Below are 18,488 nucleotides of genomic sequence, written 5' to 3' on the forward strand. Positions count from 1 at the left end.
TAAAAGAAAAGAGCGATCAAGCCTTGTTGCTGGCTCACGCTCTGCTATTTCTTTGTTTGTTATTTCACTTCCAATATTTTTAGAAGCTAGGCTAAAAACGTCCTCCGGACTTACTTGCGGTCCTTGTTTCTAGCGCAAGGGTAAAAATGTTCACTGAACATTTCAACTCTCTAGTTTCTAGGAGTTGAGGTGATACAGTCTCCCAGACTTACTTGCGGTTTTCATTTCCAGCGCAAGGCTAAAAACATCCACTGGATGTTTTTACTCCTCCATAAAGCTGTTGAAGACTTCTTCAATCATGTTCCATTCATCATCTGAATCTTCTGGGATTGGTTGAAGGTCGCCTTCTGTTCCGTCTTCGTTTTCAGTAAATGAGTATGCTTGGATTTCTACTTCACCGTTTTCATCTTCTTCTGCATTTGCAGGAATCAAAAGAACATAGTTTTTACCAAATTCTTCTTTTCCATCAATGGTCAAAAGGATTTCAAACAAGGTTTCGTTTCCTTGCTCATCTACCAACGTAATCAATTCGCGTTCGTCATGGTTGTGATCATGATCATGATTGTGTGCCATCTTATTTCCTCTTTTTTCTAAAATTTTCGATCTAAATAATTTTGCAAAATCAACTGGGCAGCCAATTTATCAATTACTTTTTTACGCTTATTTCGGCTAATATCCGCTTGCTCAATCAGCATCCGCTCTGCGGCAACAGTCGTCAAACGCTCGTCCTGATACTCAACCGGCAAGTTGAACAACTCTTCAAGGCGCTTCCCATAAGCTTGACTTGCTTCCACTCGAGGACCGCTTGTGTTGTTCATGTTTTTCGGCAAACCAACGACAAAACGATCAACCCGGTATTCCTTCACCAGTTCAGAGAGACGGTCTAATCCAAACTCTCCTTTCTCCTCATCAATCTGAATAATCTCCAGACCTTGAGCAGTAAAACCTAATGGATCACTGATGGCTACTCCGACTGTCTTCGAGCCAACGTCTAGTCCCATAATTCTCATTAGAGATCAATCCCTTGCCCTTTCAAGTAGTAACGAACCAATTCTTCAACAATTTCATCTCGTTCGTACTTACGAATTTGGTTGCGAGCGTTGTTATAACGAGGTACATAAGCAGGATCACCACTGAGTACATAACCTACGATTTGATTGATTGGATTGTAGCCCTTCTCATCCAAAGATAAGTAGACATCCTTTAATGTATCACTAATTTCTTTACGGTTTGAATCGTCAAGATTAAAACGTACTGTTTCGTCTGTAAATCCCACAATACCACCCTCTTTCTTTATATTCATACTATTATACCATAATTTCCATACTTTCTCAAACGAAAAATATTGATTTTACGGGCTTTCTTGAACTTTTTATCACTTATTTTTGAAAGCGATCTACTGCATTTTTCAATGGCTTTATTTGATTTCTTTAAAGCCATTCTTTTCCATATTTTTGATGAAGAGTGTTGGAGAGTAGGTTTTGATCATTTTGCAAATTTCTCCCAAGTCTTCACTGTTTTTAATATCATCGAAGTCTACTTTATCAGGATCAATCTGAATCTCAGAGACCATTGCTTCACCTGTCCAATCTGATGTCACGGTGATCCCATCGTAGTCTCTCAATTCATCAATGCCACCTTCTCCTTCATACCCCTCGATCAAGGCTTCTTTGGCACCTTCTTTATCATCTTCAGCATCAATCAACTTCTTGATTTCATCTTTGAATTCATCCGACACATGAGTCGCCAGTTTGATGGAAACTTTCTTGTATTTTTTTCCTTGGTAGGATACGGTCACTGTGATTTCCTGTTTGGCTACCTCGTCAGCCTCATTGATATCCCTGTCAAGCTTAAAGGTCCGAGTGACAACGTCATCTTTCGATAAGGACTTACCCCCTTTTGATTGAGAATTCCCACAACCTACCAGGATAAGCAATCCAGCAACGACTAGTAATAGAAATTTTTTCATGTTTTTTCTCCTTATTCTTCTTTTGCTCCATTACGGAGTAGATTATTCATATATTCTGTTGGTGTCAGTTTCAATAAATCTGCAATATTTGCTGATTTGAAGTACTCTAACTCGACCGCTTTTTTAGTATCCAACTGGGTGAAATCATAAGTGATGACCGTTTGGTATTCATTTTCATTTGGCAAAGTCAGTTCAATGGTAAATCCTTGGAGAGTCCGCGCCTGTTGAAGTTTTTCATCCTTACCCATCGACTCTACCATCAATCGTTGGACCTCTTCAAGACCAACTTCTTGAATAGCATTTTTCAATTCATCACTAACAGGAGTGGTATTAACCATGACCAATTTTTGAAATTGTTCCCCTTGATAAGTGATGGTCTGCTCCTGGCGAATACCACTTTCATCTTTTGGAAGGACAAAGTGTTTAGTAAAAACTTGCTGTTCTTCCGCCTTCTCTAACAGATTTCGATTTTCTTTATTGAACGATTCAATTTTAGCACTGTTGGATTTTTGGACATTGGAAGAATCAGTTTTCCCATGTTTCTTCTGTCCACAAGCTGTCAGCGTCAGGAGCAAGACACCCAAACAAATAAGCTTCTTTTTCATGTTTTCTCCTTTGATAAGCTTCTATAAAGGGATTTCCCCCACAGAAGTATTGTACCATAGAATCCTCCTCAAAAACATTCTTACAAGTATTTTTTCGTGGATTCTTTGGCCGGATACAAAAGAAAAAGTCGAGATCCTGACATCTCGACTCTTCTCAGTAGCTAAACGATTGGCTACTTGTTTCTTATAGGGCTGCTCTTAAGCGAGCCTCCGCATTTTCAACATTTCGTACAGAACGTGGTAAAAAGGCCCGAATATCATCTTCCTTATAACCAACTTGAAGCCGCTTGTTATCCACTAGGATAGGACTTTTCAAGATTCGTGGTGTTTCTAAGATGATATCGATGACTTCATTCATGCTGAGGTCTTCAATATCGACACCTAGATTCTTAGCGTACCGGTTTTTTGAAGAAACGATACTTGCAATCCCATTTTCTGTTTTGGTCAAAATATCGAGTAATTCTTCTTTTGTAATTCCTTCTTTACCAAGGTTTTGTTCTTTATAGATCAACTGATGAGCATTTAGCCAAGTTTTGGCTTTTTTACAACTCGTGCAACTTGAAACTGTGTAAATTTTAATCATGTATGCACTCCTTTCGCCACACGATAATAACATTGTAGTATATTATACCATAAAAACCATCAGTCTTTCGACCTATTTTGAAAAAAATTACTCTTCAATCTCAATGGCATCATCAAGATCTAGTGTTACTTCTTCAACAAGTGGGCTTTCAGCTACTTCATCTTGTGCAACTACAGCAGTGTCATCATCGATCAAGCCAAAGCGCACGCGCACTTGGTGATCAATCTCATCAAAAATTTCTGGATGGTCTGCCAAGTACTTCTTAGCATTTTCTGAACCTTGGCCAATCTTCTCACCGTTATAAGAATACCAAGCACCTGCTTTTTGAATCAAATCAAGGTCTGTTGCAATTTTTAGCAATTCGCCTGTACGTGAAATTCCTTCTCCATACATGATTTCAACCATAGCTTCCTTGAATGGTGGAGCTACCTTGTTTTTCACAACCTTGATCTTGGTTTCTTTACCAACGTTGGTATCTTTTTGGTCCCCAGTACCCTTGATTTGAGTATTTCCACGAACATCTAGACGAACAGAAGCGTAGAATTTAAGGGCGCGACCACCAGGTGTGGTTTCAGGGTTCCCAAACATAACCCCAACTTTTTCACGCAATTGGTTGATAAAGATAGCAATAGTCTTGGTCTTATTGATCGAAGCTCCAAGCTTACGCATAGCCTGGCTCATCATCCGTGCTTGCAAACCAACGTGGCTATCACCGATATCTCCATCGATTTCTGCGCGTGGGACCAAGGCCGCAACAGAGTCGATAACGACCAAGTCAACGGCACCAGAGTCAATCAATTTACCAGCAATTTCAAGTCCTTGTTCCCCTGAGTCTGGTTGAGACAAGAGGAGTTCATCAATGTTAACACCAAGAGCTGCAGCATAGGATGGGTCCAAGGCATGCTCGGCATCGATAAAGGCGGCAATGCCACCTTCTTTCTGTGCTTGCGCTACTGCATGGAGGGCAACGGTTGTTTTACCTGATGATTCTGGACCATAGATTTCGATGATCCGACCTTTTGGATAACCACCAGCACCCAAGGCAATATCAAGCGCCAAGGAACCAGAGCTCATAACTTGAACTTTTTGCTCTGCGCGTTCGCCCAGACGCATGATCGATCCTTTACCAAAGTCTTTTTCGATCAACTTTAGGGCATCATTGAGAGCTTTTTCACGCTCATCTCCAAATTTCTTCGAGATATCATCTAATTTTTTCTGTTTTTTCGCCATTCTTTTCTCCTATGTTTTTGCTATACAGGAAATGCATGCAACTCACTGACGTTTTCCGGTCTTTGAAAGGCACATTTCCTATCCATTTTTAGAATTATTCTTCATTTGGCACGAACTTCATTATACCAAATTTTCACCATTTAATACAGCCAAGCGTACCAAATTAAAGGCATGAAGGACTGCAATTTCGCGGACATCCGCCCGGCTACGTCCAGCGATATTGACTTGGACACTATCCACTCCATTTGGAGTCGCAAGTCCGATAAAGACAGTCCCTGCTGGGTGCCCTTCTAGACTATCTGGCCCCGCAACTCCGGTCAAGCTAACACCATAATCGGATCCTGTTAACTTACGGGCCTGTGAAGCCATGGCTTGAGCTGTAAAGTGAGACACCACTCCATGTTGCTCTAACTCTTGAGCTGGAATAGACAACATCTTGCTTTTTTCTTCCAGACTATAGGTGACAAAACCACCCGCGAAGATGCTGGACGCCCCTGAAAAATCTGCCAAAGTCGCTTGGAAAAGGCCAGCCGTCAGGCTTTCTGCAGCTGTAATGGTCTTACCAGTCCCTTTCAAGAGATCAAAGGCCACCTTGGCCATCGAATTGTCATCCCCATAACCGTAAAACAGTTCATGCAAGGGTTGATGATCCAGGGTGTGGCGTGATAAGATTTCCTTTTCTAAGACATCGAGCTTCGCATCCGCTGAGGCTTGATCCTTCGCCTTTGTAGACAGACGCAAGGTCACTTCTCCTGTCTTGGCATAAGGGGCCACCGTCGGATCACTCTGCTTTTCAATGATATCTGCTAGGATCGTAACCAGCTGGCTTTCCCCAATCCCAAAGAAGCGCAAGACTCTTGAAAAGAGCTGCTCTCCTGTTGTCAAATGAGGCACCAATTGTTCATTGACCATGGGTTTTAACTCACTTGGTGGACCAGGTAGAACGACATAGGTCACACCATCGACTTCAATCAAACCTCCAACCGCGAGACCTGTACGGTTTTGAAGGGGGATTGAACCGGCAATCAATTGTGCTTGTCGCTCATTATTGGGCGTCCGTACATAATCAGGGCGACTGGCAAAGAAGGTGTCGAGTTTGGCAAGCGCTGTTGGATCAAAAACCAGTTCTTTCCCTAAAAACTTAGCAAGGGTTTGCTTGGTCAAATCATCCTCTGTTGGCCCAAGTCCACCACATAAAATCACCAAATCACTGCGTTTTGAAGCTGTCTCAATGGTCGAGAAGAGACGACCTTCATTATCTCCTACCGCCACATGATAATAGACATCAATCCCTAAACTAGCCAATTTTTCAGACAAGAACTGAGCATTGGTGTTGACAATTTGTCCTGTTAGAATTTCTGTTCCAACTGCAATAATTTCCGCCTTCATGGTGCCTCCCACTTATACTATTCGTAATTTTCATCTCATTTTAACACAATTTCCTAAATTATTTAAAAATCAGATTGAAGATAAAGTCCTTTTTGGACAACTTTCTTCAATCTTTTCTCTTAGAGTATAAAGTAAAAGCTCTTAGAAATACCATTACATCAGCATTACTAAGAGTTTTAACTATGTGGCAATCAACTTCTAAAGGGCTATTTTCTATTGTTGATAGAGCTTATCTATATTCTGAAGTAACCATATCGAGTGGTTGCTTTTTTACTACTTTCTTGATCTAAAAGCCTTCTTCTGACTCTAATTCTTGTTGTTTCCCCTCATCTTTTGTGATACAATAGCATCAATTTATTTCTAGGAGGATGAGATATGGTTTCTACTATTGGTATTATAAGTTTATCTAGTGGAATTATCGGAGAGGACTTTGTCAAGCACGAAGTGGACTTGGGAGTCCAACGACTCAAAGACCTCGGACTCAATCCTATCTTTTTACCTCATTCACTAAAAGGCTTAGACTTTATCAAAGAACATCCCGAAGCTCGTGCGGAGGATTTGATTCAGGCATTTTCTGATGATAGTATCGACATGATCTTATGCGCCATCGGTGGAAACGATACCTATCGCTTGCTACCTTATCTTTTTGAAAATGACCAACTACAAAAGGTTATCAAACAAAAGATTTTTCTTGGCTTCTCGGATACGACCATGAACCATCTCATGTTGCATAAACTAGGAATCAAGACTTTTTACGGGCAATCCTTTTTAGCAGACATTTGTGAGTTAGACAAAGAAATGTTGCCATATAGCCGCCACTACTTTAAAGAATTAATTGAGACTGGTAGAATCTCAGAAATCCGCCCTAGTAACGTTTGGTATGAGGAACGGACTGATTATAGTCCCAAGGCTCTGGGAACACCTCGTGTCAGCCATGCAAATACGGGTTTTGACTTGTTACAAGGCAATGCTCAATTTGAGGGAGAAATCCTCGGTGGTTGTCTTGAGTCTCTCTATGATATTTTTGACAACTCTCTACACGCAGATAGCACAGACCTCTGCCAAAAATACAAACTTTTCCCTGACTTGTCAGACTGGGAAGGAAAGATTCTCTTGCTAGAAACCAGCGAAGAAAAGCCTGAACCTGACGACTTCAAAAAGATGTTGCGGACTTTAAAGGACACGGGCATATTCGCGGTCATCAGTGGACTCTTGGTCGGAAAACCTATGGATGAAACCTTCTATGACGACTATAAAGAGGCACTATTGGAGATCATTGACAGCAATATCCCGATTGTCTATAATCTGAATTTCGGACACGCAACTCCAAGAGCAATTGTCCCCTTCGGAGTCCATGCCCATGTAGATGCAACGGAGCAAGTCATTCGCTTTGATTATAACAAAGAAAGCTGAGATGAATTTCTCAGCTTTTTTTCTATATTCTCTATATTCTCAGATACTCTAGTTACCTATACTCACTAATCACCGTTTTTCCATTCACAATCATTCTCATGATCATTGACCAGGCCTGCTGCTTGTAGGTAGGATAAAACTGCGACTGGTCCGGTGAACTTAAAACCACGCTTTTTGAGGTCCTTGGCTAGCTTCTCAGAAAGAGCTGTCTTCACTGGAGCCTGTCGGTAATCTGGAACATCATTGACGATGGTTTTCCCATCGACAAAAGACCAAAGATAGGCATCAAACGATCCAAATTCCTCCTGGACTTGTAGAAAGGCTTGAGCATTGGCCCGTGTCGCAAAGATCTTGGCACGATTTCGGACGATGGCTGGATTGTCTAACAAAGTTTCCAGTTCAGAGTTGGTCATCTCTGCGACGCGTTGAAGATGGTAAGCATGAAAAGACTCTCGGAAAGCCTGCCGTTTATTGAGTACCGTTTCCCAAGATAGACCGGCCTGATAAGTCTCCATACAGAGCAACTCAAAAAGCGCCTGGTCATCATGGAGGGGCCGACCCCATTCTTCATCATGGTAAGCTACATATAACGGATTGGTCATTTTGACCCAGCCACAGCGTTTTGGCATAGGAACCTCCTATTTCACCAACATCTTAAGAGCAGACTTGATATAGTTCTCTGCTGTATCGGTCGTTCCTTCGAAGAATTTCTTGATTTTCTTAAGCTCCGTTGCCTTGTAGCCCAATGCCAACATAGCTTCCATAGCTTCTTCCAGGGCTTGATTTTCTTCTGCAACTTTGGCTTTGGACTGAGCCGGTACATCTTCTAGATCAAGATTTATCTTACCTTCCAAGTCCAGCACCATCTGTTGGGCTGTTTTCTTGCCGATCTTCGGAAACTTGGTCAAGTAGGTGATGTTCTTGCTTTCGATGGCTTGGACAAGGCCTGCATTGTCATCCGCAGCAATGATAGCCAGAGCTGAGACAGGTCCAATCCCAGAGACTGAGATCAAGTTTAAAAAGAGCTGTTTCTCTTCTTCGGTCGCAAAGCCATAGAGAAGGTGGGCGTCTTCACGGACCACTTGGTGCAGATAGATGTGCACCTCTTGGTTCATTTTACCAGAGTAGGCATAGGGATTGGCCACATGCAAGAGATAGCCGATCCCAGCTGTTTCTACCACGATGTATTTGGCAGTGATTTTCGTTAAAATTCCTTTAATATATTCGTACATAAGATTCCTTTATTGTTTGATTAATACTTGCCCAATTCCCGTAGGCTGGTGTGATTTTCCTGAATGCGTCGGAACATCTTTTCCATATCCGACTTGGTGAAGTTGACCAAGACCGGACGACCATGAGGGCAGTTATAGGGGTTGTCACATTGGGACAGTTGGTAGATAAGATCACGTGCGGAGTAATCGTCCAGTGTGTGATTGGCCTTGATGGAGCGTTTGCAAGACATCATGATGGCCAACTCAGCCCGGTATTTCTTGATGGACACTTCCTTAGTCAAAAGGAGCATGTCACACATCTCATAGATGCCCGACTCGATCTCTTCTTCCTTCATCCAGATCGGATGCTCCCGCAAGATCAACTGGTTGGCTCCGTACTCTTCTAAGTAGACGCCCACTTCTTCTAGAAGGTGCTTGCGCTGTTGCAGGCGGATCAGATCGTCTGCAGGGAATTCAAAGATATAAGGCACCAGCAGTTGTTGCTGACTGCCGTCTACGTTCCCGATGCTCTCCCGGTATTCTTCGTATTTGACCCGCTCTTGGGCCGCGTGCTGGTCAATGATGTAGAGGCCCCCATTGCCTTGGGCAAAGAGATAGGTTCCATGCATCTGACCAAAATATTCCAACTCTGGGAAGGTCGAATGTTCTTCCCCGTTCAACTTATCATAGGCCTTGTCTAGACTAGCTAGATCCAACTCTGGGTGGTCAAGTTGATCATACTGAGGCGCCTTTCGCTCCGCGAATTTGATGGCTGGTGATTTGGCTTCCTGATTTCCCTCTTCTGGGGCAAAAAGAACCGTTTGCTCTGGGGTCAATTCCCCACTTGGCTGGGATTCCCCGACCTCTGGGCGGACAAAGAAGTCTCCCTTGTCTCGGTCGTAATAGAGGCTATTTTCTTTTAGAGGGAGGCTGGTCTGGACTGGCTTTTCTGTTCGACGAAGCGTCGACTTAGCTAGATTTTCTAGAGCATCTGGAATCAGATCCTGCTCTTTCAAAGCGGAGGCAATCGCCTGGGAGATCAAGGCCATTAGTTCTCGCTCTTTAGAAATGCGCACCTCTTGCTTGGTCGGGTGGACATTGACATCGGCTAGATAGGGGTCAATCTGGATATTAATCACTGCTATCGGGAAGCGTCCGACCATAAGTTTACTGCCGTAGCCATCCAAGATGGCCCGATTGAGCAAGAAATTCTTGATGTATCGACCGTTGATAAAGAGACTAATGTAATTGCGATTGGCCCGGGTCAATTCTGGCAAAGAGACGAAGCCCGACACTTCAAAGTCCAAATCACCTGTCTCGATGGCAACCATTTTCTTAGCGGTAGCGAGGCCGTAGACTCCTGCGATAGCTTGACGGAGATTCCCCGTTCCTGCCGTCCGTGTCATTTCATGGCCGTCATTGATCAAGGTAAAGGCAATCTCTGGATGGGCCAGACTCAGGCGGTTGAGAATGTCGACGATATGGGACAACTCTGCCTGTTGGCTCTTCATATATTTGAGGCGGGCTGGTGTATTGAAAAAGAGGTCCTCAACTGTGATTTTAGTCCCCACAGGGCTAGTCGCCGGCTCAAGAGAAGTGATTTCGCCCCCTTTAACCTCTAGCTTGGTCCCATGACTAGCTCCTTCCTGAGCCGTCAGGATGGTCATGACACTGACAGAGGCAATAGACGGCAAGGCCTCGCCACGGAAGCCTAGTGTCCGAATACGAAAGAGGTCGGCTTGACTCTTGATCTTACTAGTGGCATGGCGACGAAGGGCTAATTCCACTTCCTCATGGGCAATCCCTTGTCCATTATCCGTGATTTGAATGCTCTTTAAGCCAGCTTCTTTGATCTCTAAGACAATCTGACTAGCTCCCGCATCGATGGAGTTTTCAACCAGTTCCTTGACCACACTAGCAGGGCGCTCGATGACCTCACCGGCAGCGATTTGATTGGCTAGAATTTCTGGTAATTCGATAATCTGTGACATAGCTTCCCCTCTTATGTTTTATACGCGCATAGGTAGAACTATTATACCATATCTACAAGGAAGCCCTCCCTTTATAAAACCTTGTGCTCCAGCTCCATTAAAGATACCGTCTTCTACCAGATTAACAGACAAACCGACCGAATATGCGAAAAGCCTTGTCTTGATGCCTGAAAAAGTGTTTAATAGACTTGTAAGCAAGAAGTCCTGCTAGCGGATCGCTTACCTGACGTCAATATGTTAGAAGGGATTTGTATGAAAGTAACAGTTACCATTGACCCCCATTTTCAAGAAGAAGGCGTAGTCATCACAGGGCCACAACCTAGCGAACGCATCCAGAAAGTCCAACAATTCATAGAGGAATTGGACCAGAAGGAACGCTTGCGAGCGAAAAAGGAGGGGGAAACCTATCTTGTAGAGACCCACTTGTTTCATCGTTTCTATATTGAAAACCGTCAAGTCGTTGGGGAAACAAAGGATGACCACTTCATCCTCACCGGCCCCCTCTACCAACTCTCTGAAGACTTACCCATCTACTTTTTAAAAATTTCCCAATCTGAAATTATCAATACCAAAGAAATCGATCACCTGCATTTTACCAGCAGCGGATCGGTCCAAATCAATCTGAAAAACGGGACCATCACCTATTCGTCTCGTCGCTATTTAAAAGCTATTAAGGAGAAATTATCATGTTAAAGACTCATCTATCGAATGCCTCTAAAGGCATCTTCATCGGCCTTACCCTCTCTATCGTCTTTTCTTTCCTAAACTCACCTTCCACTTACATGCCTCTCAGTCCAAGTTCAGGCGTTGGACAATGGATGCAAGCCCACGACGTGCATGGATCCCTTGTCATGCTCTATTGTATCCTTATATGGGCTGGCATCGGCTTGCTCTTCAGCTTAGGAAAAAACCTGTTCAACAAAGACTGGAGCCTCCTCCGTGCGACCCTCAGCCACTACCTTTTGATGCTCTTTGGTTTTCTACCTTTGGCAACCTTGGGAGGCTGGTTCCCAATCCAAATCAGCTTCTACATCTCCGTCATTATAAAGTTTAGCCTTGTGTACTTGGTTATCTGGGCAGTTTCTTATCGCATTTACAAGAAAAAAGTAGAAGAGATCAACCAACAGTTGCAAGGAAAAGCCTGAGGAATTCAAAAAAATGACTTTTATTTTTTAGTCATTCAAGAAGATGAAAAACTTTCCTCTGTGAGAAAAGTGCCTGAAACAACTGTGTTTCAGGCACTCGGAATCATTGAGACCTTAGGCTCAATGATTAGTCATGGAACTTCTACGAAGTTCGCTGACGTCCGTACTCACCTAAGGAAAGTTTTTAAAATTACTTTGTCTTCAATCTGAAACAGTTCGAATGAACTGTTTTTTAAATTCTCTTTTTCATCTCGGCAACTGCCATCATGACTTCCATCGGGGTCATGTTGTAGATATCGAGAGTTTTTAATTCTTCTAGTACTGGATGAGAGGCATCTGCTGCAAATAGAGATAACTGTTCTCCAAGCTCTGGTGAGGATTGCTGTGTTTGAGTCGCCATTGGCACTTCTGGACTTTGGCCTTCTAGTTGACTCAAGATAGTATCTGCCCGCTTCAAGAGATCGCTTGGCAGGCCTGCAATCTTGGCCACATGGATTCCATAGGATTTATCCGCCGGTCCCTCTTCAATCCGGTGCAAGAAAGTCACTTGGCCATCCTTCTCCAAGGTTGCGACGTGGACATTGCGCAAGCGAGATAGGGTCTGCTCCAGGTCGGTCAACTCATGGTAGTGGGTGGCAAAGAGCGTCTTGGCCCCTGTCCGGTCATGGATGTATTCGATGATGGCTTGAGCCAAGGCCATCCCATCATAGGTCGCCGTCCCTCGTCCCAACTCATCAAACAAGATAAGAGAAGACGGAGTCGCTTGGCGAATGGCATTGTTAGCCTCCATCATCTCAACCATAAAGGTCGACTGGCCGGACACCAAGTCATCTGCAGCCCCAATCCGGGTATAAATGGCATCAAAGAGAGGGAGGGTCGCAGCCTGAGCCGGTACAAAGGAACCAATCTGAGCCATAATGACAATGATGGCCAACTGGCGCATATAGGTGGACTTCCCGCTCATATTGGGCCCCGTAATCAACTGGATATCACAGGTCGCATCCATAGAAATGCTGTTGGGGATGTAGCTTTGAGCTCCCATCACCTTCTCAACAACTGGGTGACGCCCCTTCTCAATCCGGATATCACGCGCCTCTTGAAAGACTGGCCGGGTCAGTTGTTGTCTTTCAGCTACACAGGCCAACCCTTGCAAGACGTCCACCGTTGCTAGGGCTTGGGCTAGGGACTGCAAGCGCTGAATGTACTTGCCGACTTCCTCTCTGATCCGTAGGAAAATCGCATACTCTAGGCTAGTCGACTGTTCCCGAGCTTCTAGCATCTCCCCTTCAATCCGAGCCAGTTCCTCTGTCCCAAAGCGCTCAGAATTTTTCAAGGTTGCCTTGCGGAAAAAATGTGCTGGCACACGGGATAATTGGGAATTGGTCACATGGAAATAGTAGCCATCTTTTTTATTGTAGTCAATTTTTAGTCCGGTGATGCCACTGGCTTCCCGTTCTTTGGCTTCAATCTCTGCAATCCAGCCGGTCCCTTCTCTGAGGACAACACGGTACTGGTCCAGAGTTGGGTCAAAGCCGGTACGGATGATATTGCCTTCTGTTAGAACAATCGGGGCATCCGGATCAATCGCAGCTTCGATGAGACGGCAAAGCTCTGGTAGCTCATCTAACTGGGCGATGAGGAGGTCTAGCACCGGCTCTCCCATCTCGACCAAGAGCGACTTGATCAAGGGAACATGGCGTAGGGTTTCGCCCAACTGCAAGAGGTCCTTGGGAGTGGTCTTACCAAAGGAAACCCGACTGGCCAAGCGCTCGATGTCATAGACACCCTTGAGACGATCTGCCAGATCGCTTCGCTCAAAGAAATGGTCCAAGAAGACCTGGATAATCTCTTGGCGTTCTTCGATCCGATGGCGATCCATCAAAGGCTTCTGGATCCAAGCCCGCAAGAGACGGCCTCCCATAGCTGTCTTGCTTTCATCTAGGAGCCAGTAGAGACTGCCATGTTTCTTGCCAGTCCGAGCATTTTCTGTCAGGTCCAAACTCGCCTTGGTCGCATAATCCATCTGCAAGAAATCGCGGACTTCATAGTGATGGGCAGGCTTGATATGATGGAGTTCCCGCTTCTGGGTTTCCTGTACGTATTGGAGCAGGCCTCCTGCCGCTATTCTTTCCAAATGAGTCAAGTCAGCCCCTAAAAGTTGGACATCCTCCGCCACTTCTGAGATAGGGGAGAGCAAGAGGTTCATTTGGCCAAGAAGGACTCTTTCTTCACCTTCTGACAAGGAGTAGGTCAGGACAATCTCCCGCGCCCGTAGGTTGCGAATCTCCCCACAGACCATGGCAAAATCATTCAGACTGGTGACCTGAAACTCCCCGGTCACTAGGTCCATGTAGGCAAGGCCATAGTCCGTCTCATCATGAGACAAGGCAACCAGGAAGTTGTTGGCGCTGTCTGGCTTGGTCGAATCAACAACGGTCCCCGGAGTAATGACTTGGACCACTTCCCGTTTGACCACACCGACGGCTTGCTTGGGATCTTCCATCTGCTCTGCAATAGCCACCTTATAGCCCTTTTCGATCAAAACATCGATGTACTGCTGGGCCGAATGATAGGGAACTCCAGCCATGGGAATCGGATTTTCTGCATTTTTATTCCGAGAGGTCAAAGAAATCTCTAAAATCTGTGCTGCATTGACGGCATCTTCATAAAAGAGCTCGTAAAAATCCCCCATCCGAAAGAGCAAAAACGCATCCGGATAGTCTTTTTTGATATCTAGGTATTGCTGCATGCCAGGTGATATTTTTTCTGCTGCCATATCGCTCCTTTTCTATATCATTGCATTCATTCTGAGTGCTTACTCCAACTCTAAACTGACATAAAAGGAGGGCCGATCCCTTTATGGACTGGTCCCTCGCCCTTGACTAGTGACTAGAATGTTGGAGAATGGTCTGCTGGACCGTTTGTGCTACTTCTTGGTCCTTGCAAACAATTAAGAGGGTATTGGCCCCTGCGACGGTACCAAGGATTTGATCATCCAAAATCTCATCGACTGCGTTGGCTAAAATAGCCGCTTCTCCCAGCTCCGTCCGAACAACCAGTGTGAACTCCGCTCTCGAGACCACTTGTGCATATTGAGCAATCAGTCTAAAAATATCTGTTCGATCTGGTTCGTCTGCTAATTTATAATAGAGGCCACCCTTTTCTTTTACCTTGATCAGGCCGATTTCTCGTAAATCTCTAGATAAGGTGGTCTGGGTCACTCCCGCCCCTCTCTGGTCTAGGCGGTCTTGAATGTCTTTTTGCGTCGATAACTTCTCATGTTGAATAATTTCTCGAATCAAAAGCTGACGTTCATCTTTTTTCATTTTTGCTCCACTTTTGAATAATTATACTTTGATTATACCAAAAAGTTTGAAGAAAGGCCGAATTTTGTGATAGAATAGTAACAAAAGACCAAAGGAGCTACTATGAATCATAAAGAACTTATTGCAAGTGAATTGGCAAAAGTCATTGAAGGCTTAGACCAAGAAACTATCTTAAATTTACTAGAGCAACCAAAATCTTCAGACCTCGGAGATATCGCCTTTCCTGCCTTTTCTTTGGCTAAAATCGAACGCAAAGCTCCTCAAGCGATTGCTGCTGATATTGCGGAAAAAATCGATGCCTCTCACTTTGAAAAAGTCGTTGCTACTGGTCCTTACGTAAACTTCTTCTTAGATAAATCACAAATCTCTGACCAAGTCATCAAAGCGGTTATCCAAGCAGGTGCAGCCTATGGACAACAAGAAGAAGGTCAAGGAGCGAACGTGACTATCGACCTTTCTAGTCCAAACATCGCAAAACCTTTCTCAGTTGGTCACCTACGTTCAACCGTTATCGGGGATGCTATTTCAAACATCTATAAAAAAATGGGCTACAATACCATTAAAATCAACCACTTGGGAGACTGGGGTAAACAGTTCGGTCTCTTGATGGTCGCTTATAAAAAATGGGGTAGCAAGGAAGCTGTCGAAGCTAATCCAATCGATGAATTGTTGAAACTCTATGTCCGCATCAATGCCGAAATCGAAAATAATCCTGCTTTGGATGAGGAAGGACGTCTCTGGTTCAAGAAATTGGAAGATGGAGATCCAGAAGCAACTGAATTGTGGCAATGGTTCCGTGACGAAAGCTTGGTAGAATTCAACCGTATCTACAAACTCCTCGGTGTTGAATTTGACAGCTTAAACGGAGAAGCTTTCTACAATGACAAGATGGATGAAGCTGTCCAAATCCTTGAAGAAAAAGGCTTGTTGAAAGAATCTAAAGGAGCTAGCATCGTTGAGTTGGATGATGTCAACCTTCCACCAGCTATGATTAAGAAATCAGACGGAGCCACTCTTTATATCACGCGTGATATCGCCACTGCTATCTACCGTGCACGGACTTACAACTTTGTGAAAAACATCTATGCTGTAGGTCAAGAACAATCCAACCACTTCCGTCAGTTGAAAGCTGTTTTGAAGAAAATGGGATTTGACTGGAGCGATGATATGATCCACGTTGACTTTGGTTTGGTTACAAAGAACCGCCAAAAATTGTCAACTCGTAAAGGAAATATCATCCTACTCGAACCAACTCTTCAAGAAGCCATCTCTCGTGCTAAAGCACAGATCGAAGAAAAGAATCCTGAATTGGAAAACAAGGAAGAAGTGGCACATGCAGTCGGTGTTGGTGCCGTTAAGTTCTACGACTTGAAGACTGACCGTCGCAACGGGTATGACTTTGACCTTGAAGCCATGGTATCCTTCGAAGGAGAAACTGGACCATACGTTCAATACGCATACGCGCGTATCCAATCCATCCTTCGCAAAGCCAACTTCACTCCATCTGCAGATGCAACTTACAGTTTGAGCGACCCAGAAAGCTGGGAAATCATCAAACTTCTCCAAGACTTTGCTCGTGTCGTGAAACGTGCTGCTGAAAACTATGATCCATCCTTGATTGCTAAATATGCCATCAACTTGGCTCAAGCCTTCAACAAGTACTATGCTCACACTCGTATCTTGGATGAAAGCCCAGAACGCGATAGCCGCCTTGCTCTTAGCTACTCAACAGCAGTTGTTTTGAAAGAAGCACTTCGTCTATTGGGTGTAGATGCGCCTGAGAAAATGTAATTTCTTCCTTACTTTTTGATAGGAAACCAGCTCTTTTAGGGGTGAGAGGAATCGCTAAATAAACCTTATTTAGTTCCATCTCACTCCTTTTCTCATGCTAAACACACCTATATTTTTAGGGATTATCGCTTCCCTTCATCCATTATCTTATCCTTTGGAGAACCCTATGAATCAAACTGTTTATATTCTTATTTTAGTTAGTCTGCTCATTCTCTTTTTAATCAATAAATACGAGAGAGAAAAACTGCAAAAGATTTTACAAGAGCAACTCTTAAAAGATGAAGCCTTCAAGGCAAGCATCAAGGAACAAATCCAAACGACGGAAAACATCAACGATGTCATCCACGCCATCAATAAGGAATATCGCCTCGGCCTCTTGCTTTCAAAAGAAATCACAGATCAATTAAAATAAGCAGCAAAAAGGAGGCGAGATTTAGTTTCTCGCCTCCTCTTCTCTTTTGATAAGAAAAGTACTTCAATACAAATCTTTAAAATAATATAGCTAGATGATTTTCAAAAAAATGTTCATTATTATTAATCATTTAAGCAAATCTATAACTTTCCGCTGTGAGAAAAGTGCTAGAAACAATAGTGTTTCTAGCACTCGGGAGTTTTGAGACCTTAGGCTCAAAACTAAGTCATGGAACTTTGCAGAAGTTCGCTGACGTCCGTACTCACCTAAGGAAAGTTATTTAGAAGACTTTATCTTCAATCTACCCCCAAGCTTAGGCTTGGGGGTTCTCATTTTAAAAGTGATACAAATCTTCTACAATGGCCGCTACTTTTTTGATATCCCCTAGCATCCCTCGCATCTCAAAGTCTGCTAGCACAGGAAAACCAAAGCGTTGGCTGTACTGCTTGGCCGTTAGGCAATATTGATTGTTGAAGTTGCGATTTCCTGATCCTACAACTCCCAAGCATTTAGTGGCATTGTCTCCGTAAGCAATAAAGTCTGCTACATCGGTCGTTAAAATCTCCACATCACCATTATCAACACCATTTCCTCCTTCTAGGTAGGTCGGCAAAAAGGTGATAAAAGGTGTATCGACTTCAAAGAAGGGCTTCCCTTCTTTGACTAGGTCTTTGACATGGATTTTTTCAATGACCAAGTCAGAGTACTGCTCCCATAGATAATCACTGAGGCGACGAACAAAACTTTCAGTATTGCCACTTAAACTGATATAGACAAAACATACTTTCATTTTCTTCTCCAATCAGACCAGTTCCTCTTCTTTGTCCAAGACTTGAGGATTTTTTTAATGCTATGATCTAAGCTTGAAGGTCGCTAGCTGGTCTATTTTTCAATTTGTAGAGGAGGATTCCCAAGTAAACAAGGGCTACAACCACACTCAAGACAAGTGCATATAAGCTAGAAGCCTGTAACAAGGTCCGCAATTTGTCTGACGTGATCACAGACATAGAAGAACGATAAGACAAGAAATTATGCAAGCTCATTAAGACAAAGGCACCAATCTGTCCCATATAGGCATAGGTCGCCTTAACAATATCCTTTTTAGACAGGAAGAAATAGGCAACTGCAATCAAGCCCGCGATCAAAAGAGATAGCAACAACCAAGCAATCGGTCCGCGTAAGGCTACGATTAATTTTTCAAGGAAGGCTTTGTATTCTTCCCGTTCAAGAGCAGTGGTTAAGTTCAAAGAAGCTGCCATTTCATCTGTGAGCTCCACTTTAGCCAATCCAAAGAAGGACTGAGCAGTTAATAGAGTTCCCATCGCTGATAGAGCTAGCAAGACATACATATAAATTGGATTTTTCTTCATTGTATTTCCTCGTTTCTAATATCCATAGTATTTATTATAACGTGAACCTTAGG

20 protein-coding genes are annotated in these 18,488 nt (G+C 43.7%); 5 read left to right on the forward strand and 15 right to left on the reverse strand.

Annotation, left to right across the window (positions count from 1 at the left end):
* Positions 1-261 precede the first annotated feature (261 nt).
* The 8 genes from QZ158_RS03385 to QZ158_RS03420 all read right to left on the reverse strand — a co-directional run bounded on the left by QZ158_RS03385 (position 262) and on the right by QZ158_RS03420 (position 5,776).
* On the reverse strand, positions 262-573 hold the full coding sequence (locus tag QZ158_RS03385) for a DUF1292 domain-containing protein (protein WP_006595405.1): 312 nt from the start codon (positions 571-573) through the stop codon (positions 262-264).
* Positions 574-590: 17 nt separating this feature from the next.
* Positions 591-1,010 (reverse strand): Holliday junction resolvase RuvX, encoded by a 420-nt coding sequence (gene ruvX, locus QZ158_RS03390; protein ID WP_006595404.1) that lies wholly within the window; start codon positions 1,008-1,010, stop codon positions 591-593.
* Complete coding sequence (locus tag QZ158_RS03395) at positions 1,010-1,276, reverse strand: IreB family regulatory phosphoprotein (protein WP_006597020.1); 267 nt, start codon at positions 1,274-1,276, stop codon at positions 1,010-1,012. The genes ruvX and QZ158_RS03395 overlap by 1 nt, the downstream gene beginning before the upstream one ends.
* 141 nt (positions 1,277-1,417) lie before the next feature.
* Positions 1,418-1,969 carry a hypothetical protein gene (locus QZ158_RS03400; RefSeq protein WP_293874775.1) on the reverse strand — a complete coding sequence of 184 codons (552 nt, stop codon included), beginning with the start codon at positions 1,967-1,969 and terminating at the stop codon, positions 1,418-1,420.
* An 11-nt stretch (positions 1,970-1,980) separates the two neighbouring features.
* A complete protein-coding gene (locus QZ158_RS03405; RefSeq protein WP_293874777.1) occupies positions 1,981-2,574 on the reverse strand; it encodes an SP0191 family lipoprotein in 594 nt (197 codons plus the stop codon).
* Between the two features lie 184 nt (positions 2,575-2,758).
* Positions 2,759-3,157: a transcriptional regulator Spx gene (gene spx, locus QZ158_RS03410; RefSeq protein ID WP_006595399.1), complete on the reverse strand. Its 399-nt coding sequence runs from the start codon at positions 3,155-3,157 to the stop codon at positions 2,759-2,761.
* An 87-nt stretch (positions 3,158-3,244) separates the two neighbouring features.
* Positions 3,245-4,387 (reverse strand): recombinase RecA, encoded by a 1,143-nt coding sequence (gene recA, locus QZ158_RS03415; RefSeq protein ID WP_006595398.1) that lies wholly within the window; start codon positions 4,385-4,387, stop codon positions 3,245-3,247.
* A gap of 120 nt (positions 4,388-4,507) precedes the next feature.
* Positions 4,508-5,776, reverse strand: a complete 1,269-nt coding sequence (locus QZ158_RS03420) for a competence/damage-inducible protein A (RefSeq protein ID WP_006595397.1) — start codon at positions 5,774-5,776, stop codon at positions 4,508-4,510.
* 375 nt (positions 5,777-6,151) lie between these two features.
* Here QZ158_RS03420 and QZ158_RS03425 point away from each other — a divergent pair, with 375 nt between their 5' ends.
* Positions 6,152-7,189, forward strand: coding sequence for a S66 peptidase family protein (locus QZ158_RS03425; protein WP_293874783.1), 1,038 nt, complete (start codon positions 6,152-6,154; stop codon positions 7,187-7,189).
* A 65-nt stretch (positions 7,190-7,254) separates the two neighbouring features.
* Here QZ158_RS03425 and QZ158_RS03430 read toward each other — a convergent pair whose 3' ends face one another.
* The 3 genes from QZ158_RS03430 to mutL are packed head-to-tail and all read right to left on the reverse strand — an operon-like array spanning position 7,255 to position 10,391.
* Positions 7,255-7,818, reverse strand: a complete 564-nt coding sequence (locus QZ158_RS03430; RefSeq protein ID WP_293874785.1) for a DNA-3-methyladenine glycosylase I — start codon at positions 7,816-7,818, stop codon at positions 7,255-7,257.
* A 9-nt stretch (positions 7,819-7,827) separates the two neighbouring features.
* Positions 7,828-8,421, reverse strand: coding sequence for a Holliday junction branch migration protein RuvA (gene ruvA, locus QZ158_RS03435; protein WP_293874787.1), 594 nt, complete (start codon positions 8,419-8,421; stop codon positions 7,828-7,830).
* 20 nt (positions 8,422-8,441) lie between these two features.
* A complete protein-coding gene (gene mutL / locus QZ158_RS03440; RefSeq protein WP_293874789.1) occupies positions 8,442-10,391 on the reverse strand; it encodes a DNA mismatch repair endonuclease MutL in 1,950 nt (649 codons plus the stop codon).
* A gap of 252 nt (positions 10,392-10,643) precedes the next feature.
* On the opposite strand from mutL, the gene QZ158_RS03445 reads away from it, so the two are divergent.
* On the forward strand, positions 10,644-11,084 hold the full coding sequence (locus QZ158_RS03445; RefSeq protein ID WP_293874791.1) for a LytTR family DNA-binding domain-containing protein: 441 nt from the start codon (positions 10,644-10,646) through the stop codon (positions 11,082-11,084).
* On the forward strand, positions 11,078-11,536 hold the full coding sequence (locus QZ158_RS03450) for a DUF3021 domain-containing protein (RefSeq protein ID WP_293874793.1): 459 nt from the start codon (positions 11,078-11,080) through the stop codon (positions 11,534-11,536). The genes QZ158_RS03445 and QZ158_RS03450 overlap by 7 nt, the downstream gene beginning before the upstream one ends.
* 232 nt (positions 11,537-11,768) lie before the next feature.
* On the opposite strand, the gene mutS is transcribed toward QZ158_RS03450, so the two are convergent.
* Positions 11,769-14,312: a DNA mismatch repair protein MutS gene (gene mutS, locus QZ158_RS03455; RefSeq protein ID WP_293874795.1), complete on the reverse strand. Its 2,544-nt coding sequence runs from the start codon at positions 14,310-14,312 to the stop codon at positions 11,769-11,771.
* A 106-nt stretch (positions 14,313-14,418) separates the two neighbouring features.
* A complete protein-coding gene (gene argR, locus QZ158_RS03460; protein ID WP_048691892.1) occupies positions 14,419-14,862 on the reverse strand; it encodes an arginine repressor in 444 nt (147 codons plus the stop codon).
* 102 nt (positions 14,863-14,964) lie between these two features.
* Here argR and argS point away from each other — a divergent pair, with 102 nt between their 5' ends.
* Together argS and QZ158_RS03470 are read left to right on the forward strand one after the other, a co-directional pair.
* Entirely contained in the window at positions 14,965-16,653 is a 1,689-nt protein-coding gene (argS, locus tag QZ158_RS03465) for an arginine--tRNA ligase (protein WP_293874799.1), read from the forward strand.
* A 166-nt stretch (positions 16,654-16,819) separates the two neighbouring features.
* Complete coding sequence (locus QZ158_RS03470; protein WP_293874801.1) at positions 16,820-17,065, forward strand: MarR family transcriptional regulator; 246 nt, start codon at positions 16,820-16,822, stop codon at positions 17,063-17,065.
* Positions 17,066-17,399: 334 nt separating this feature from the next.
* Here the strand turns inward: QZ158_RS03470 and nrdI are convergent, their stop codons facing one another.
* The gene (nrdI, locus tag QZ158_RS03475) at positions 17,400-17,867 is read right to left on the reverse strand and encodes a class Ib ribonucleoside-diphosphate reductase assembly flavoprotein NrdI (protein WP_293874803.1); all 468 of its coding nucleotides are present in this window, start codon (positions 17,865-17,867) and stop codon (positions 17,400-17,402) included.
* Positions 17,868-17,922: 55 nt separating this feature from the next.
* Entirely contained in the window at positions 17,923-18,435 is a 513-nt protein-coding gene (locus tag QZ158_RS03480; protein ID WP_140814399.1) for an ABC transporter permease, read from the reverse strand.
* Between the last annotated feature and the right edge of the window lie 53 nt (positions 18,436-18,488).

It is taken from the genome of Streptococcus sp. A12 (genome assembly GCF_905372335.1).
GTDB lineage: Bacteria > Bacillota > Bacilli > Lactobacillales > Streptococcaceae > Streptococcus.

Excerpts from the sequence above, each read along its gene's own strand:
- QZ158_RS03385 (WP_006595405.1), bottom strand. The coding sequence starts at position 573 with ATGGCACACAATCATGATCATGATCACAACCATGACGAACGCGAATTG.
- ruvX (WP_006595404.1), bottom strand. The coding sequence starts at position 1,010 with ATGAGAATTATGGGACTAGACGTTGGCTCGAAGACAGTCGGAGTAGCC.
- QZ158_RS03400 (WP_293874775.1), bottom strand. The coding sequence starts at position 1,969 with ATGAAAAAATTTCTATTACTAGTCGTTGCTGGATTGCTTATCCTGGTA.
- QZ158_RS03405 (WP_293874777.1), bottom strand. The coding sequence starts at position 2,574 with ATGAAAAAGAAGCTTATTTGTTTGGGTGTCTTGCTCCTGACGCTGACA.
- spx (WP_006595399.1), bottom strand. The coding sequence starts at position 3,157 with ATGATTAAAATTTACACAGTTTCAAGTTGCACGAGTTGTAAAAAAGCC.
- recA (WP_006595398.1), bottom strand. The coding sequence starts at position 4,387 with ATGGCGAAAAAACAGAAAAAATTAGATGATATCTCGAAGAAATTTGGA.
- QZ158_RS03420 (WP_006595397.1), bottom strand. The coding sequence starts at position 5,776 with ATGAAGGCGGAAATTATTGCAGTTGGAACAGAAATTCTAACAGGACAA.
- QZ158_RS03425 (WP_293874783.1), top strand. The coding sequence starts at position 6,152 with ATGGTTTCTACTATTGGTATTATAAGTTTATCTAGTGGAATTATCGGA.
- QZ158_RS03430 (WP_293874785.1), bottom strand. The coding sequence starts at position 7,818 with ATGCCAAAACGCTGTGGCTGGGTCAAAATGACCAATCCGTTATATGTA.
- ruvA (WP_293874787.1), bottom strand. The coding sequence starts at position 8,421 with ATGTACGAATATATTAAAGGAATTTTAACGAAAATCACTGCCAAATAC.
- mutL (WP_293874789.1), bottom strand. The coding sequence starts at position 10,391 with ATGTCACAGATTATCGAATTACCAGAAATTCTAGCCAATCAAATCGCT.
- QZ158_RS03445 (WP_293874791.1), top strand. The coding sequence starts at position 10,644 with ATGAAAGTAACAGTTACCATTGACCCCCATTTTCAAGAAGAAGGCGTA.
- QZ158_RS03450 (WP_293874793.1), top strand. The coding sequence starts at position 11,078 with ATGTTAAAGACTCATCTATCGAATGCCTCTAAAGGCATCTTCATCGGC.
- mutS (WP_293874795.1), bottom strand. The coding sequence starts at position 14,312 with ATGGCAGCAGAAAAAATATCACCTGGCATGCAGCAATACCTAGATATC.
- argR (WP_048691892.1), bottom strand. The coding sequence starts at position 14,862 with ATGAAAAAAGATGAACGTCAGCTTTTGATTCGAGAAATTATTCAACAT.
- argS (WP_293874799.1), top strand. The coding sequence starts at position 14,965 with ATGAATCATAAAGAACTTATTGCAAGTGAATTGGCAAAAGTCATTGAA.
- QZ158_RS03470 (WP_293874801.1), top strand. The coding sequence starts at position 16,820 with ATGAATCAAACTGTTTATATTCTTATTTTAGTTAGTCTGCTCATTCTC.
- QZ158_RS03480 (WP_140814399.1), bottom strand. The coding sequence starts at position 18,435 with ATGAAGAAAAATCCAATTTATATGTATGTCTTGCTAGCTCTATCAGCG.